The sequence below is a fragment of the Citrobacter sp. H12-3-2 genome (genome assembly GCF_009649895.1).
Lineage (GTDB): Bacteria > Pseudomonadota > Gammaproteobacteria > Enterobacterales > Enterobacteriaceae > Citrobacter > Citrobacter portucalensis.
In genome coordinates this window covers 3,858,031-3,873,498 of record NZ_CP045837.1, presented here as the reverse complement: position 1 = coordinate 3,873,498, position 15,468 = coordinate 3,858,031, and the positions used below count along the sequence as shown (strand labels likewise).

Below are 15,468 nucleotides of genomic sequence, written 5' to 3'. Positions count from 1 at the left end.
TTCAACGCCTGGCAACTGCCGGGCGTTGTTCTTTTTGTGCTGTGTCAGGTTACACTATGCCTTAGTGAGTACTCATGGAGGCTGCAATCATGTCACAGGCTAACCTCAGCGAAGTCCTGTTTAAACCCCGCTTCAAACACCCTGAAACGTCAACACTGGTTCGTCGTTTTAATCACGGCGCGCAGCCGTCCGTACAATCTGCCCTGGATGGCAAAACCATTCCGCACTGGTATCGCATGGTGAATCGCCTGATGTGGATCTGGCGCGGCGTCGACCCGCGTGAAATCCTTGAGGTGCAGGCACGTATCGTGATGAGCGAAGCCGAGCGTACAGATAAAGAACTCTACGATACGGTTATCGGCTATCGCGGTGGGAACTGGATCTATGAATGGGCGAAGCAGGCGATGGACTGGCAACAGAAAGCGTCTATGGAAGAGGATCCGCAGGTGAGCGGACGCCACTGGCTGCATGCGTCTACGTTGTACAACATAGCTGCTTACCCACACCTGAAAGGCGATGAGCTGGCAGAACAGGCACAGGCTTTGGCGAATCGCGCCTATGAAGAGGCCGCACAGCGATTGCCGGGCACGCTGCGTGAGATGGAGTTTCCCGTCGCTGGCGGTGCGCCGATCACCGGCTTCTTACATATGCCAAAAGGTGACGGTCCGTTCCCGACGGTGCTGATGTGTGGTGGCCTCGATTCCATGCAAACGGATTACTACACCCTGTATGAGCGCTATTTTGCCCCACGGGGTATAGCCATGCTGACGCTGGATATGCCGTCGGTTGGTTTCTCGTCAAAATGGAAACTGACTCAGGATTCCAGCCTGCTGCATCAGCATGTATTAAAAGCGCTGCCTAATGTTCCCTGGGTGGATCACACTCGCGTGGCGGCCTTCGGTTTCCGCTTTGGCGCTAACGTGGCGGTACGCCTGGCGTATCTGGAATCATCACGGCTGAAGGCGGTGGCCTGTCTGGGGCCAGTGGTTCATGCGCTGCTTAGCGACCCGCAGCGTCAGGCGAGCGTCCCGGAAATGTACCTTGACGTTCTGGCCAGCCGCCTGGGGATGCACGACGCCTCCGATGAAGCGCTGCGCGTTGAGCTTAATCGCTATTCATTAAAAGTGCAGGGCCTGCTGGGTCGACGCTGCCCGACGCCAATGCTCTCAGGATTCTGGAAGAACGACCCGTTTAGCCCGGAAGAAGAGTCACGTTTAATCACATCTTCATCTTCAGACGGTAAGCTACTGGAGATCCCCTTCAACCCGGTGTATCGCAATTTTGACAAAGGGCTGCAGGAAATAACCGGTTGGATCAATCAGAGATTGTGTTAAAAGTTTGCTAAATTTTAGCGATTTGGTAAAACAGGTGCTTCACCTAAGGAGATCGTAATGACGTTACCGAGTGGGCATCCGAAAAGTAGATTGATCAAGAAATTCACCGCGCTTGGCCCGTATATCCGGGAAGGGCAGTGCGAAGATAATCGATTTTTTTTCGATTGTCTGGCTGTTTGCGTCAACGTGAAACCCGCCCCTGAGAAACGCGAGTTCTGGGGCTGGTGGATGGAACTGGAGGCGCAGGAAAAACGCTTCACGTACAGCTATCAGTTTGGTTTGTTTGATAAAGACGGTAACTGGACGGCGGTGCCGGTGAAAGAGACTGAAGTGGTAGAGCGACTGGAATACACCTTACGTGAATTCCATGAAAAATTACGTGGCTTGTTAACGACGCTGAATCTGGCGCTGGAACCTGCTGACGACTTTAAGGATGAACCGGTTAAGTTAACGGCATAATGAACAGTAAAATGCCGGATGGCGGCGCAACCCCATCCGGCATTTTTTTATGCTATACCCTAAATAATTCGAGTTGCAGGAAGGCGGCGACGCAGCGAATCCCCAGGAGCGTACATAAGTACGTGACTGGGGTGAGCGAGGAAAGCCAACGCACATGCAGCTTGAAATATGACGGGTATAATTAGAACTGGTAGACCATACCGACAGCAACGATGTCATCATCGTTGATGCCCAGTTTATTATCGCTATCCAACTGGTTGATTTTATAATCAACAAACGCGGACATATTTTTGTTGAAATAATACGTTGCGCCCACGTCGATATAATTCACCAGGTCTTCATTGCCGACGCCTTCAATATCTTTCCCTTTAGAAAGCACATAACCCAGTGACGGACGCAGACCAAAGTCAAACTGGTACTGAACAACCGCTTCGAAGTTCTGTGTTTTATTGGCGAAGCCGCCGGAAATTGGCGTCATATTGCGTGTTTCAGAATAGAACGTCGCAATATAAATATCGTTAGCATCATATTTTAAGCCGGTTGCCCAGGCTTCAGCTTTATCACCCGTACCGCGAGTTTGCAGATTCTGCTGGTTGGTACGATCGGAGTTGGTATAAGCGCCGCTCACCGCGAAATCGCTGCCGCCAAAGTCATAAGTAACAGAAGTACCAAAACCATCGCCGTTCTGTTTTTTCACATCGCGATCCTGGTTTTTACCCTGGTATTGCAGGGTCAGATCCAGGCCATCCACGACGCCGAAGAAGTCGGTGTTGCGGTAAGTTGCCAGACCGCTGGCGCGTTTGGTCATAAAGTTATCGGTCTGTGCGGAGGAGTCGCCACCAAATTCCGGGAACATATCGGTCCAGGCTTCCACGTCATACAGCGCGCCCAGGTTACGACCATAATCAAACGAGCCAAAATCTTTTAATTTCACACCGGCGAAGGCCAGACGTGTTTTTTGTTGGTTAGAGTCGCTTTCAGCTTTATTGCCGGCAAACTCTGCTTCCCAACGACCATAACCGGTTAGTTGATCGTTAATTTGCGTTTCGCCTTTAAAACCTAAACGGATATAGCTTTGGTCACCATCTTTGCTGTCATAATCCGTCATGTAATGCATAGCTTTTACTTTGCCGTACAAGTCCAGCTTATTACCATTCTTGTTATACACTTCCGCTGCCTGTACGGATGCTGATGCAACAATTCCCATCACCACTAATGCCAGAGTGCTCTTTTTCATTTTCATTCCTGATTAAAAGTACGCGCTAATATTCACTGGGTGTGATCCCCGTTAAAAGACAGGAGGGTTTTTAACGTCTGGCAATGAACGTTTTATGACAAAGTAAGAATATTTTTAAAAAAGGATGTTTTTTTGTTTCTGTAATAAATGCGTCAAAATCTGCCGCTACGCTTGCTGATCCTGCGCAATAAAATTTCATGCTTTGTGCGCTGGCTGTTGGCAACCGGGGCCAGTCCTGCTAAAACGTTCGTTTGATATCATTTTCCCCAATTTTGAATGGCAGAGAATCATGAGTGACAGCCAGACGCTGGTGGTAAAACTTGGCACCAGTGTGTTAACGGGCGGATCCCGCCGCCTGAACCGCGCCCACATCGTAGAACTGGTTCGCCAGTGCGCGCAGCTCCATGCCGCAGGGCATCGTATTGTTATCGTTACCTCTGGTGCGATTGCCGCCGGACGTGAGCATCTTGGTTACCCGGAGCTCCCGGCAACGATAGCTTCGAAACAGCTGTTGGCGGCGGTCGGGCAGAGCCGACTGATTCAACTGTGGGAACAGCTGTTCTCGATTTACGGTATTCATATCGGGCAGATGCTGCTGACGCGTGCAGATATGGAAGACAGAGAGCGTTTCCTCAATGCCCGCGATACGCTCCGCGCGCTGCTGGATAACAACATTGTTCCTGTCATTAATGAGAATGACGCCGTAGCGACCGCTGAGATTAAAGTCGGCGATAACGACAACCTCTCCGCGCTGGCGGCAATTCTGGCCGGTGCCGATAAACTGCTGTTGTTGACCGATCAGCAGGGGCTGTTCACCGCCGATCCACGCACTAACCCGCAGGCTGAGCTGATTAAAGACGTGCACGGTATTGATGATGCGCTGCGCGCCATTGCCGGGGATAGTGTCTCGGGTCTGGGAACCGGCGGCATGGGAACAAAACTGCAGGCAGCCGATGTCGCGTGCCGCGCCGGGATCGACACCATTATTGCCGCAGGCAGCAAGCCGGGCGTGATTGGCGACGTGATGGAAGGCGTTTCCGTTGGGACGCGTTTTCATGCTCAAGCCTCTCCGCTGGAGAACCGTAAACGCTGGATCTTTGGCGCGCCGCCTGCCGGGGAGATTACCGTCGATGAGGGCGCGACCGCAGCAATTCTGGAACGCGGCAGCTCATTACTGCCAAAAGGGATTAAAAGCGTGACAGGTAACTTTTCTCGTGGTGAAGTGATCCGCATCTGCAATCTCGAAGGGCGCGATATTGCCCACGGCGTCACCCGCTATAACAGCGACGCGCTGCGCCGTATTGCCGGACATCACTCACAACAGATCGACACTATCCTGGGCTACGAATACGGTCCGGTTGCTGTCCATCGCGACGACATGATCACCCGTTAAGGAACAAGCATATGCTGGAACAAATGGGCATTGCTGCCAAAGCCGCGTCATACAAGCTGGCGCTGCTCTCCAGTCGCGAAAAAAATCGCGTACTGGAAACCATTGCTGATGAGCTGGAAGCGCAAACGGAAAGCATCCTCAGCGCGAACATACAAGATGTTGAGCAGGCGCGAGCCAACGGCCTGAGCGAAGCGATGCTCGACCGCCTGGCGCTGACGCCGGCGCGTCTGAAAGCGATTGCTGACGATGTGCGCCAGGTCTGTAATCTTGCCGACCCGGTAGGGCAGGTGATTGACGGCGGCCTGCTGGATAGCGGTCTGCGTCTGGAGCGTCGTCGCGTCCCGCTGGGCGTGATTGGCGTGATTTATGAAGCGCGTCCAAACGTCACCGTTGATGTTGCCTCACTGTGCCTGAAAACCGGCAATGCGGTGATTCTGCGCGGTGGGAAAGAGACCTACCGGACGAACGCCGCCACCGTGGCGGTTATCCAAAAGGCGCTGGAAGCCTGCGGTTTACCCGCGGCTGCCGTACAGTCAATTGATAACCCGGACCGCGCGCTGGTCGCCGAAATGCTGCGAATGGATAAGTACATCGATATGCTGATCCCTCGCGGTGGCGCGGGTCTGCATAAGCTGTGCCGTGAACAGTCGACCATCCCGGTCATCACCGGCGGTATTGGCGTATGCCATATTTATGTTGATGATACCGCGGAGATCGCCCCGGCCCTGAAGATTATCGTTAACGCTAAAACCCAGCGTCCAAGCACCTGTAACACTGTAGAAACTCTGCTGGTGCATCAGGATATTGCTGAGCGTTTCCTGCCTGCGTTAAGCCAAAAGATGGCGGATAGCGGTGTTACGCTGCACGGTGATGAAATCGTGATGCAGGTTCTGCATGGCCCTGCCAAACTGGTGCCACTAAAACCGGAAGAGCTGGATAACGAGTTTCTGTCTCTGGATCTGAACGTTGTGGTGGTCGAAAATATGGATGGTGCTATCGCCCATATTCGCGAACACGGTACCCAGCACTCGGACGCCATACTGACGCGCACGCTCAGCAACGCCAACCGTTTCGTGAATGAAGTGGACTCTTCTGCCGTGTATGTAAACGCCTCTACTCGTTTTACCGATGGCGGCCAGTTCGGACTGGGTGCGGAAGTGGCGGTGAGCACGCAAAAACTGCATGCACGTGGCCCAATGGGACTGGAAGCACTGACCACATATAAGTGGATTGGCTTCGGTGACGACACGGTTCGTGCGTAATTGAAACTGGGTGATGCAATAATAGCTATCTGATTTAAACAGCTATTAAGGCATCTCCCGCTTAATTCTAACCTTCACTTCGCTGCCGCATTTATTTTTCTATCCTGCGTTTTAACATCATCCGCATCAGTCTGTTTTTGACCTATGCTCTCACCAGCGCCCGAAAGGCGACGTATCACAGAATTTTCCCTGCCTGCATGAATTTTCCTGGTCTTCGTTTTACGTATTGTTCCCATGGCCCGATCTATTAGAATCAGTCTCATTTTTTATGAGGAGTTGTTGCGTGAAATCGGATATTCACAAACATCGCATTCCTGTTGTGCCGCTCGGCAACCCGTTTCCCCCCCGCCATTGTTCGCTGTGCCCAAAGGGAGCGGCGATTGACCGTGATAATCAATACAAATTAATAGACAAAAGAAGGCGGTTTAAAGCTGGGGAGATACTCGCTCGGCAGGATGAAACCGCGGATATGCTTTTTGTTATCCATGAGGGGTACTGCAAGTCCAGCGTGGAATGTGGCGATAACGTTTTTATCAGCCGCTTTTATGTTCCGGGAGATATCATGGCGCTGGATGCTGTCGAAGGGGGGAAGTACCTGACAACTATCCAGGCCGCAACGGCTGCAGAGGTTTGCCACATTGATATTGCGCGGTTGTTCAAGGTAGCAGAGAAGGAGCCTTCGGTAGCTGCCGCAGTCATCAAGTTTCTCTGCAGGGACAATGGATTCATTGTTGAAAAACTGCGGCGCTATGCGAATAAACATGCTGAGGCCAGGATCGCGGCTTTCCTGGTGGAATTTTACGAGATGCATTTACGCATCGGCAGGCCAGAAACGACGCTTCGCTTGCCATTTTCTCGCGAGGAAATTGCCAGTTATCTCGATCTTAAAATTGAAACCGTTAGCCGCTCATTAAAGTCACTTGAACAGCAGAATTTGATTACCTTACATAGGGTACGTACCGTAACTATTAATAGTTATCTTGGTTTAAAAAGTTTTATCTAATTTTCTATTTAACGATAATCATTATCTCTCCTGATAAGCCAGGAATATTCATTTTATATGGAAAATTCCTGGTTTTAATTTTGTCAAATAATTATCAATTAGAATGTAGTTTCTGTAGGTGAATGTTTTTTTTATAAGAATATTCCCTCGCAAATGGATATATCATGAGAATTTTCTTGCGGCGTTAAAAATTTAGCATAATTGCAACAAATAATAAGCATTATAGAGAAACTATGGAGGTGTTAATTATCTTTATGTTTTGTAAGGGTTTTGCTCTCGTGGTATTTGTATGATCTTTTTGATATTTATCAAAAACATAAAAAAGATGAATTGTTTGATTTGTCTTATTTATTTGGGTGATAGTTCTGGTTCATGGTGTTATTTAAGTAAATTAAACTTAGGAAACTTCTTAGATTATCGTTTTAGTGGGAAAATTCTTAGTCTTTTTGTAATTTTTGCGTTTCAGGGTTTGTTGAGATGTTACTTAATTCAAATGATAATTTTTGGGCGCGGCAATTCTGGCTCGCAATTAATGGAACCGCTGGAGTGACTTAATAATAAGACTCGGTGGTGAGTTTGTTCTTAGGAGAAGATAAAAATGAAAAAATTATTATTAGTGACCTCTCTGGCGTCTGTATTTGTTGCGGCAAATGCAATGGCAGATGTCACTGCTTCTGCAACGGCCTCGTGGGACGCGACGGCAACAAAAGATACCACCAGCATGTTGGTCGTCACTCCGCTGAACTCTTTGACTTTCCAGTATGCGGAAGGTCTGAATGGCTTCAACTCCCAGGATGGCGCGTTTGATGTGACTATTCAGGGCCAGGAAACGGCAACTGATTTTGAACTGACCGCTCAGATTATTAGCAATACTCTGACCAACGCCAGTGGCGATGCGTCTACCCTGAACGTAGGGGTGGCATGGAATGGCACCGCGTTGACTAATTCATCAGATACTGTCCTGGTAAATTCCAGCTCGACTTCTGGTCTTGAAAGCCTGATGGCTGATGGTGCTTACAACGGTGCTGACCGCGTCAGCGATCAATCCAACTTCAAATTCACCATTGCGTCTGCGACTTCTGATGGTAGCACGCCGGTAACGGATTACTCTGCACTGCCAGACGGCTATTGGACTGGGGATGTAAAAGTACAGTTCAATGCAACCTGGACGACTCCGTCCGCCTAAGAAATAAAAGTTCGGGAGGAGAATTTCTCCCGAATTTATCAGGAATGGTGTCATGAATAAATATTTACCGGCAGCAATGTTGGTAGGGTTGGTAATATCTTTTTCCAGCTGGGCAATTAACGTCGGTGATATCACGTCGATAATGACTTCTGCTGAGAGTTCATTATCGAAAGAAATTACTAATACGACAGATTCGGCTCGTTATGTCAGCGTATCGGTAAAAAAACTGTCATCACCTTTAGCGGGCGGAGTCGAAATAAAACCCGTTAATTCCGGGGAATTACTCTCTACGCCTGCCAATCTAATTCTGCCTGGTCAGGCAAAGGATGTTTTTCGCTTCTTTTATAAAGGGCCAATTGATGATATCGAGCGTTATTATCGTCTGCAATGGATAGATGAGCCGGTCACCGAGAGCGCGGAAACCAGGGCCAATAAATTGGCTGTTGCGACAGCGTCAGCAGAAATTGGCACGATTTTGGTCGTTGCGCCGCGAAAAGAGCGTTTTGAATATAACCGTAATGGTGATGTTATTAGCAATACTGGCAATGTTTCATTTCGAGTAATCGCCTATGGAGCTTGCAAAGATAATGCTCGCGATCAGGGGCGGGGCTGTCGTGAACGTTATTACATTATGCCAGGTACAAAAATAAAACTGCAGTTCACCGACATTAGTAATAGCCGCTCACGCATCGGTATCTGGCACGGTAAGCAGTTTATTACAGTGAAGTGATGGTCAATAGCAGCCATCTGTACGGGATAAATAAAAATACCGGATTGTAAGGATGCATATGACAACAACATATATTGTTGGCGGTAGCATTTGTCTTTTTCTTGCGCTGACACCAGGAACTTCACATGCAGCCCCAGTAAAAGTGGGTAATTACGTTATTCCCAGCGCTTTCGCCCGTTCACTGGAGCAGGGAATGACGGTGCCGGTATATATACGTTACAACGAGACTGATGAGAAAAGTCAGCAAAAAATTGCCGATGCGGTGATTTCGCTTGTTGATGGCAATATTACAGTTAAAGCACTGACTCTTGCTGAATTGCCCAATAATGCTGTGTTATCCGAGAAAACCCGCGCGTTAGTGGAAAAAATCCGTGATGTAAAGTTTCACGATAATACGAATATTGAACTGTCAGATGATGCTCGACTGCAACTTAATGTCTCATCATTTCACCTGGAGATGATTGTCAGCAAAGATGCGTTAACTGAAGCGATTGTCGCGCGCAGTAGCTTGCTTGGACCTTCCAGCGTTGAAACTCTGTCTAACGTCTTGAACTACAACTTTGGTACCTACTATAACGATTACCGAAATGGCAGCAGTACCCGCAGCTATCTGACGATGGACAATACAACATCGCTGCGGGAGCACCACATTAATGTTAACGGTTCGTTTTACGGCATCGGTGACAGCAATGGTACCAGTAAACTTTATCGTGCGATGTATGAGCGCGATTATGAAGGGTATCGACTGGCGCTGGGGATGCTTGATACATGGAATGTCCAGTCCATTGCCAGCCTGAATGCGCTGAATGGTGGGAAAATTTACGGTGTGAGCTACGGGAACAAAGGAAGTACGGTTGTTGAGAATACCGCGCTTTCACTCACGCCGATTACCGTATTTTTGCCAGCCGCTGGTGAGGTTCATGTCTTCCGCGATGGACGTTTGCTCAGCGTGCAGAACTTTAATATGGGCAGCTATGAAATTGATACCAGTCGCTTTCCGTATGGTGTTTACGACGTCACGGTAGATATCGTGGTCAATGGGCGGACAATTAATAGTCGTGTCAGCCGGGTTAATAAGATCTTTGCTCGCCAACAAGCTGCCGGAGTTCATCAGCTCTCATGGCAGTTTTTTGGTGGTTCGCTGGATTATGATCGGGTGAGCTATAAGCGTAACCACTATCAGGATTTGGGTAATGAGCAGACCTGGATTGCCGGGGGGGCCGCATCGGTGACGCTGGCGATATTGTCGGGACTGGGCCTGAAATCAACGATCTACGGTTTTGACAACAATGCGGTTAATGAAACGGATGTCACGCTGAATGTGAATGAATACGTCAGTATTGGCAATCAGATGTTGGTAGCGAACGATTCATCATGGCGAAACATCAGTAACATTAATCTCAATGTCCCTGAGGGATATGGTTCCCTTTGGGCATCTCGTGAAGACAGTAAAATTGGCGATCGCTTGCCTATGCAGGAGCGTGATAACTATTCCATTGGCGGAACTCTTAACCTCGGAAAGTTTATTCCTCATGGTGGTTCACTCACTGTTAGTCAGACGGAGAATCGTTACTCAGGCAATAAATACCGTAATCTGGATTACAATACGACTCTTTATTCTGGAAGGTATGCCACGATTGGGTTACGTGCAGGAATTCAGCGTTATTACTACAACAACCGAAATGACGATGGGCGACAGGAACGTTATGTCAGCCTGGACTTATCGTTGCCGTTGGCGACCTGGTTGAGCATGGGCGTCTCCCGAGATCGCTATGGCAGCACCCAGGGTAATCTCAGTGCACGAAAACAGTATGCTGAAGGGCCGATTAAATCGGTCGGATTATCGGCATCAACGCGTCTGAGTGGTGAACAGTATTACGACAATAATTATTCGGTAAACGGCAATCTAAGTTATGACACGAAATATAACGCTGGCACCGTATCGGTAACGCGTTCTGCTGACAACTCCACCAATATGAACTTCTCTTCCCAGGGTTCTCTGGCATGGGCAGGTAAAGACTTTGGTCTGAGTAAAGAGAGACAGCGTTCTGGCGTTATCGTAAAAACAGATTTGACCGGCGAGGGAAAACTGGCTGCGAAGATTAATAACCGCAATTATCGTCTCAGCGGTAAATCAAATTTCATTGCACTGCCGCCCTATGCTCAGTACAAGCTGGAAATCCTCAATGATAAAAATTCTGAGGACAGCTTCGATATTGTTTCAGGACGCAAACAGGAGCTGACGCTATATCCGGGTAACGTGGGTGTTATCAACCCTGAAGTGAAAAGCATGGTCACCGTATTCGGTCGCATTCGTTATCCCGATGGACAGTTGGCTGCAAATACCGATATTCATAACCACATCGGTAAAACACGTACGGATGCAAAAGGTGAGTTTGCTATCGATATTGATAAAAAGTATCCGGTTATTACGTTAATTTCTGCCAATGGCAGGATATGTGAAGCCGATCTGGATCTGGAAAAAGCACGCGGCGCTGCGTGGGTTGGCGATGTGAAATGTGCAACGCAAACCACGATGGCACAACGATAAGGTATTAATAATGAATAAATCTCTTTCCCTTATTCTCGGCTGTGTCTTTGCCGCGTTATCTCCATCCGCCTGGGCGCTCTCGGCTTCCACTCAGGCGGCGGTCAACAACAACTATTTGTTTATAGAAAACAATGTTGATAACGAATACTTTATTACCCCGTCCTCTCTCGATCCTCGCATTAGTGGGTCGAACACCTGGGTAAAATATGGAAACGACCAGGATAGCCTGGGATATATGGGTATCGTTGGTTGGGTAGCCAATACCTCATATTATAAAGATATGTGGATTGATAATTCGCCAATCAGTGAACCATTCCGGGGTATTCGTTGCACCACTGGTGCTAATTGCCCTGCATCTGGCTATATTGCTGCCGAGCTAACCGATCAATTTGGTTTTTATCACACCAAAGCAACCGGATCCGGAATCGCCGGTGGATACTATGGTTTTGCATCGCTGACAGACTCGGCGTATGAATACTTCCGCAATATGTCGGTCGGAAGCGCAGAGACATATAACCTTAATTTTTGTCGAACCACGATTGACTATGATTATGCGGCTGGGCAACGTTGTAAAGACCAGAGCAGCGGTAATTGGTATATCAGACCTTATACATTAAATAAAATAGGTCATTTATCTTTGGTTTCTACCAATGCATTTCAGGAGTTATGGGTTGCCAGTGATGGCACCCCGAGCATCACTAAAGACAGTGGTTATTGTGAGCTGGGTGTGGTCAGTCGTGAAGATGGCGTTATCTGTAAGATGATTTCATATAATTTAAATCAAACCAGCAATCTGACGGCTTCACTACGTATTCGTATGTACGCAGATAGCGGTTTGCTCGGTTTTACGCCTGCGGCTGCCACAATAAAATATTCTGGTGATGGTCAAACCTGGACTAACTTTAGCTCGACGTCGGTTTATTATAATGTTTTTAGTAATAGTGGTGAGTATGTCTATGTTTTTCTGTCGAAAACATTCCTGAAAAATATGGTGGATCGTGGCGTCAGTATCACCAACAGCCAACCATTTACATTTGCTTTTACAAATAGCGTGACGCCAGAGTCGGGGTATTACCAGTTTACTCCTTCGCTACAGCTCAATATTGTTCCAAAGGAATATGGGATCAGTATTATCTCATCGGATAACAGCACCTCGGCAAGCGGCAGCGGCACAATTGGCGAGACCGCTCCGATTGAGATGGATTACACCGTGACGGTCTCGGGGCCTCGTCAGGCTGATAGCATTACCGCACAAGTTATTGGGGAAAGTACGACGATAAACAATGTGCCTTATTGCCTGTTCACCTCTACGCAAGGTGGGTTATCTGTCCCCATTCCCGCCTTCCTTCAGTACAACAGTCAGTCGGGTGGCGTGGTACAGAAACGAAATAGTTGTAGTGAAGCGGCAATCAGCATGAGAGATGCGCAATGGCAACAGACGCCCTGGGACGCAAATAATACAGATGATGGAAGCTACTTTGCGACTGATTTAAAATTGCTTTTCCCAATGAATGATTCGCGTTCGATGTTGACCGTTTCCGGTGCGGATTGGGAAGGTGTTGTCAGTGCCAGCGGAGAGATAAAAGTGACGGCGAACTGGGTGGGAGTGACGCCATGAGCCACTGTCGTTTGGCGCTAAGATGGATATTGGCCTTGCTTTCCGGGCTGGCGGTGTTCTCCGCACAGGCCGTCTACCTGGAGTCGACTATTTATGAGATGCCATCGGATAAATCATTTATCAGTAAACGAATCTATAACGATAGCCAGAAACAGAACGTGTACAGTATTAGCGCAGTTAAAATAGATAAACCGGGACCGGGAGGTGAAAACAGAAGTGCTATTGCCGAAGGCGAACTTTTGTTTACTCCGCTCCGTTTTTCACTGGCACCGCAGGCAAGTGAGTTTTTTAAGATTTTCTATCGTGGCCCGCAGGATGATAAAGAACGCTATTACCGAATACTGTTTCGTGAAATGCCGATAACGCTGTTTACCGAGCGTAATCAAGGGAAAGGCGGACAGGCTCTCCCGGTGATCGCTATGGATACCATATTGGTCGTTCGTCCGAGGAAAATGAACCTGGCCTACACCATTGATGAGATAAACGGGACGTTGAAAAACACAGGGAATACTTTTTTCAAAATTATCGTACACCAGGGGTGTCACTCAACTGATGATGAAGCCACCATGCGTTATGTGTTACCGGGGGAGACCTGGCATAGTAGTGAGTTGAAAACAAAAAACCGGAAATTTATCGTAGCGTTGCAGAAATACCTACCCGTTGGTCAGGGTTGCTTAAAACTTAATCATTAGGGGGGGGGCTGAACCAATATGCCCTGATTATATATTGAACCTATACTGTCACTCGCTATAGAAAATGTAGCAATAAATTTAGAGTCGATGAAACAATATGTCGTGCAAATTGCCGGAAATGTTTATGAATACAAGAACTACGACATCCTCTCTTAGTTTGTCGGTCAGCATAAACTACGGTAATATGTTATTCTGTTGGTCATTGTAGTTATATGTTTTGTAAATTTTGTATTTATAGCTTTTTGTTTTGTAATGAAGTGAAAGTGAGTAAAGGGATTTGTACTGATTAAGAAATGGAGTTTTTTCTTTTTCAATTTTTAAATGGAATTTACGGTGTGATGAGAATACTCATATGGATAACTGTGATTATAAATTCTGAATTTACGTGATATGGCTTATGGATAAAGTTATATCACGAATCGCCTTATGATTATTGGAGGTCGAAGGTGTTGTATATTCTCTCGTGAATAGAGCGAGGGACCTGCTATGCCATAAATTTAAGTTGGTGATAACTATGAATACGAAAAAAATTTTTCTGCTCAGTTATGATACTTTCCTTTTTTCAGGAATAAAAGCATGGTTACCAAATCTGGTATTGATCGATGCACGGACATTTATTTCTGGCACGCAGTCAGTTATGTCGCAATATCCGTCCTGCTTGCTGGTGATCGATAACCGGTTGCCATTATTATTGGTCAAAAAATGGCTTCAGAGAAACAGTACACAGTTCATCAACATACACTGTATTGTTCTGCGGATGTGCGAAACCCTGCCTGTTAATCGGGGATATGAAGAATATTCCTTTATCAATGGGGGGGAATTGTCGGAGCAGTTGATCGCTCAATTAAAAGAGAGTCTATTGGCACCTAACAAAGTTGTGGAAGTCAATAAAGATTCACCGATGTTTACTTTTAACTTGACTGAATTTGAAGAAGAAATGCTGTATTCATCATTCACAAAAGAAAAACTGCATGATTTCTGTATTGCTAATTCGCTAACAATTAAGTCAGTGTATCGATATCGGGATAAAATTACTGCTCGCCTCGGCTTTTCCAATTTTAATGAAACTGTTATCTTTTTAACCCGAAATAATTTATTAAATGAAAGCTCTATAATCAATAATAATGTGAATGGGGATGCAGTTTACACTGACGCATATGATGTTTCGGATACTAGTAGACTGAGTATGGCAATAAGGAATGAGGAGATCATTCCTTATTTTCAGCCCATCGTGAATATCAGGGGCGACGTTTGTGGTGTTGAGGTATTGGCTCGTTGGCCACAGGGACATAACTATGCTATTTCTCAGCGAGAGTTTATTCCATTGGCTGAAAAAAGTGGCTTAATCAATGAGTTAACTAGCTATTTAATGACCGCTGTTGCGCGCAATCTGGTCTCTGGAGGCGCAAGCATTAATAAAACTCTGTTCGTTTCTTTTAATGTCAGTCCGTCAGGTTTAAATAATCCCGTATTCTATTGGGAATGCCTTAATTTTATGGAGATAACGCAAGGTCTTCCGATAAAATTGATGATAGAGATAACAGAGAACCAGACGTTCACGATCACGCCTGCAATCAAAGAGCTGATACGATCGTTGCGAAACCGAGGGGTTCTGTTTGCTTTAGATGATTTTGGGACGGGATACGCTAACCTCTGCTATCTCAATGAGTTAGACCTGGATGTAATCAAAATTGATAAAAGCTTCATTAAGGAAATTAAAGAGGTTGATCAATATATCCCTATGCTCGAATCAATTACTCACCTTTCAGGACTCCTGGGGTTACGTACGGTGGCCGAGGGCGTTGAAAATAACTATCAGCAACAATGGCTGGGAAAAAATAATGTTGATTATCTGCAGGGGTATCAGTTTCTACCGCCAGTGACATTTAATGATTTTATCCGGTATTACCAGCAGTCTGTAGATTTGTTTGAATCAGCGTCGGATTCACCTTTATCTACGTAATTCATTTTTGACACGGTTTTTACATATGAAGGGTAAAACC

12 protein-coding genes are annotated in these 15,468 nt (G+C 46.9%); 11 read left to right on the top strand and 1 reads right to left on the bottom strand.

The genetic code is table 11. The features are described 5' to 3' along the window. Positions 1–89 precede the first annotated feature (89 nt). Positions 90–1,334, top strand: a complete 1,245-nt coding sequence (gene frsA, locus GHC22_RS18510) for an esterase FrsA (RefSeq protein ID WP_048214870.1) — start codon at positions 90–92, stop codon at positions 1,332–1,334. 57 nt (positions 1,335–1,391) lie between these two features. Then, positions 1,392–1,793 carry a sigma factor-binding protein Crl gene (gene crl / locus GHC22_RS18505; RefSeq protein WP_008783790.1) on the top strand — a complete coding sequence of 134 codons (402 nt, stop codon included), beginning with the start codon at positions 1,392–1,394 and terminating at the stop codon, positions 1,791–1,793. 181 nt (positions 1,794–1,974) lie between these two features. On the opposite strand, the gene phoE is transcribed toward crl, so the two are convergent. Then, a complete protein-coding gene (gene phoE, locus GHC22_RS18500; RefSeq protein WP_003830831.1) occupies positions 1,975–3,030 on the bottom strand; it encodes a phosphoporin PhoE in 1,056 nt (351 codons plus the stop codon). Positions 3,031–3,319: 289 nt separating this feature from the next. Between phoE and proB the strand changes: the two genes are divergently transcribed. The 9 genes from proB (at position 3,320) to GHC22_RS18455 (ending at position 15,428) form a co-directional block, all read left to right on the top strand. Then, complete coding sequence (proB, locus tag GHC22_RS18495) at positions 3,320–4,423, top strand: glutamate 5-kinase (protein WP_003031373.1); 1,104 nt, start codon at positions 3,320–3,322, stop codon at positions 4,421–4,423. Positions 4,424–4,434: 11 nt separating this feature from the next. Next, positions 4,435–5,685, top strand: a complete 1,251-nt coding sequence (proA, locus tag GHC22_RS18490; protein WP_003830833.1) for a glutamate-5-semialdehyde dehydrogenase — start codon at positions 4,435–4,437, stop codon at positions 5,683–5,685. Positions 5,686–5,968: 283 nt separating this feature from the next. Next, a complete protein-coding gene (locus GHC22_RS18485; RefSeq protein WP_153753701.1) occupies positions 5,969–6,688 on the top strand; it encodes a Crp/Fnr family transcriptional regulator in 720 nt (239 codons plus the stop codon). 598 nt (positions 6,689–7,286) lie between these two features. Next, positions 7,287–7,874 (top strand): common pilus major fimbrillin subunit EcpA, encoded by a 588-nt coding sequence (locus GHC22_RS18480; RefSeq protein ID WP_003830835.1) that lies wholly within the window; start codon positions 7,287–7,289, stop codon positions 7,872–7,874. A 52-nt stretch (positions 7,875–7,926) separates the two neighbouring features. Then, positions 7,927–8,604 carry a hypothetical protein gene (locus tag GHC22_RS18475; RefSeq protein ID WP_048214867.1) on the top strand — a complete coding sequence of 226 codons (678 nt, stop codon included), beginning with the start codon at positions 7,927–7,929 and terminating at the stop codon, positions 8,602–8,604. Between the two features lie 58 nt (positions 8,605–8,662). Then, complete coding sequence (locus GHC22_RS18470; RefSeq protein WP_128612369.1) at positions 8,663–11,155, top strand: CS1-pili formation C-terminal domain-containing protein; 2,493 nt, start codon at positions 8,663–8,665, stop codon at positions 11,153–11,155. A 10-nt stretch (positions 11,156–11,165) separates the two neighbouring features. Further along, a complete protein-coding gene (locus GHC22_RS18465; protein WP_103285729.1) occupies positions 11,166–12,773 on the top strand; it encodes a fimbrial protein in 1,608 nt (535 codons plus the stop codon). Beyond that, a complete protein-coding gene (locus GHC22_RS18460; protein WP_048226424.1) occupies positions 12,770–13,465 on the top strand; it encodes a fimbria/pilus periplasmic chaperone in 696 nt (231 codons plus the stop codon). The genes GHC22_RS18465 and GHC22_RS18460 overlap by 4 nt, the downstream gene beginning before the upstream one ends. Before the next feature lie 514 nt (positions 13,466–13,979). Beyond that, positions 13,980–15,428 carry an EAL domain-containing protein gene (locus GHC22_RS18455; protein ID WP_153753700.1) on the top strand — a complete coding sequence of 483 codons (1,449 nt, stop codon included), beginning with the start codon at positions 13,980–13,982 and terminating at the stop codon, positions 15,426–15,428. The last annotated feature ends 40 nt before the right edge of the window (positions 15,429–15,468 follow it).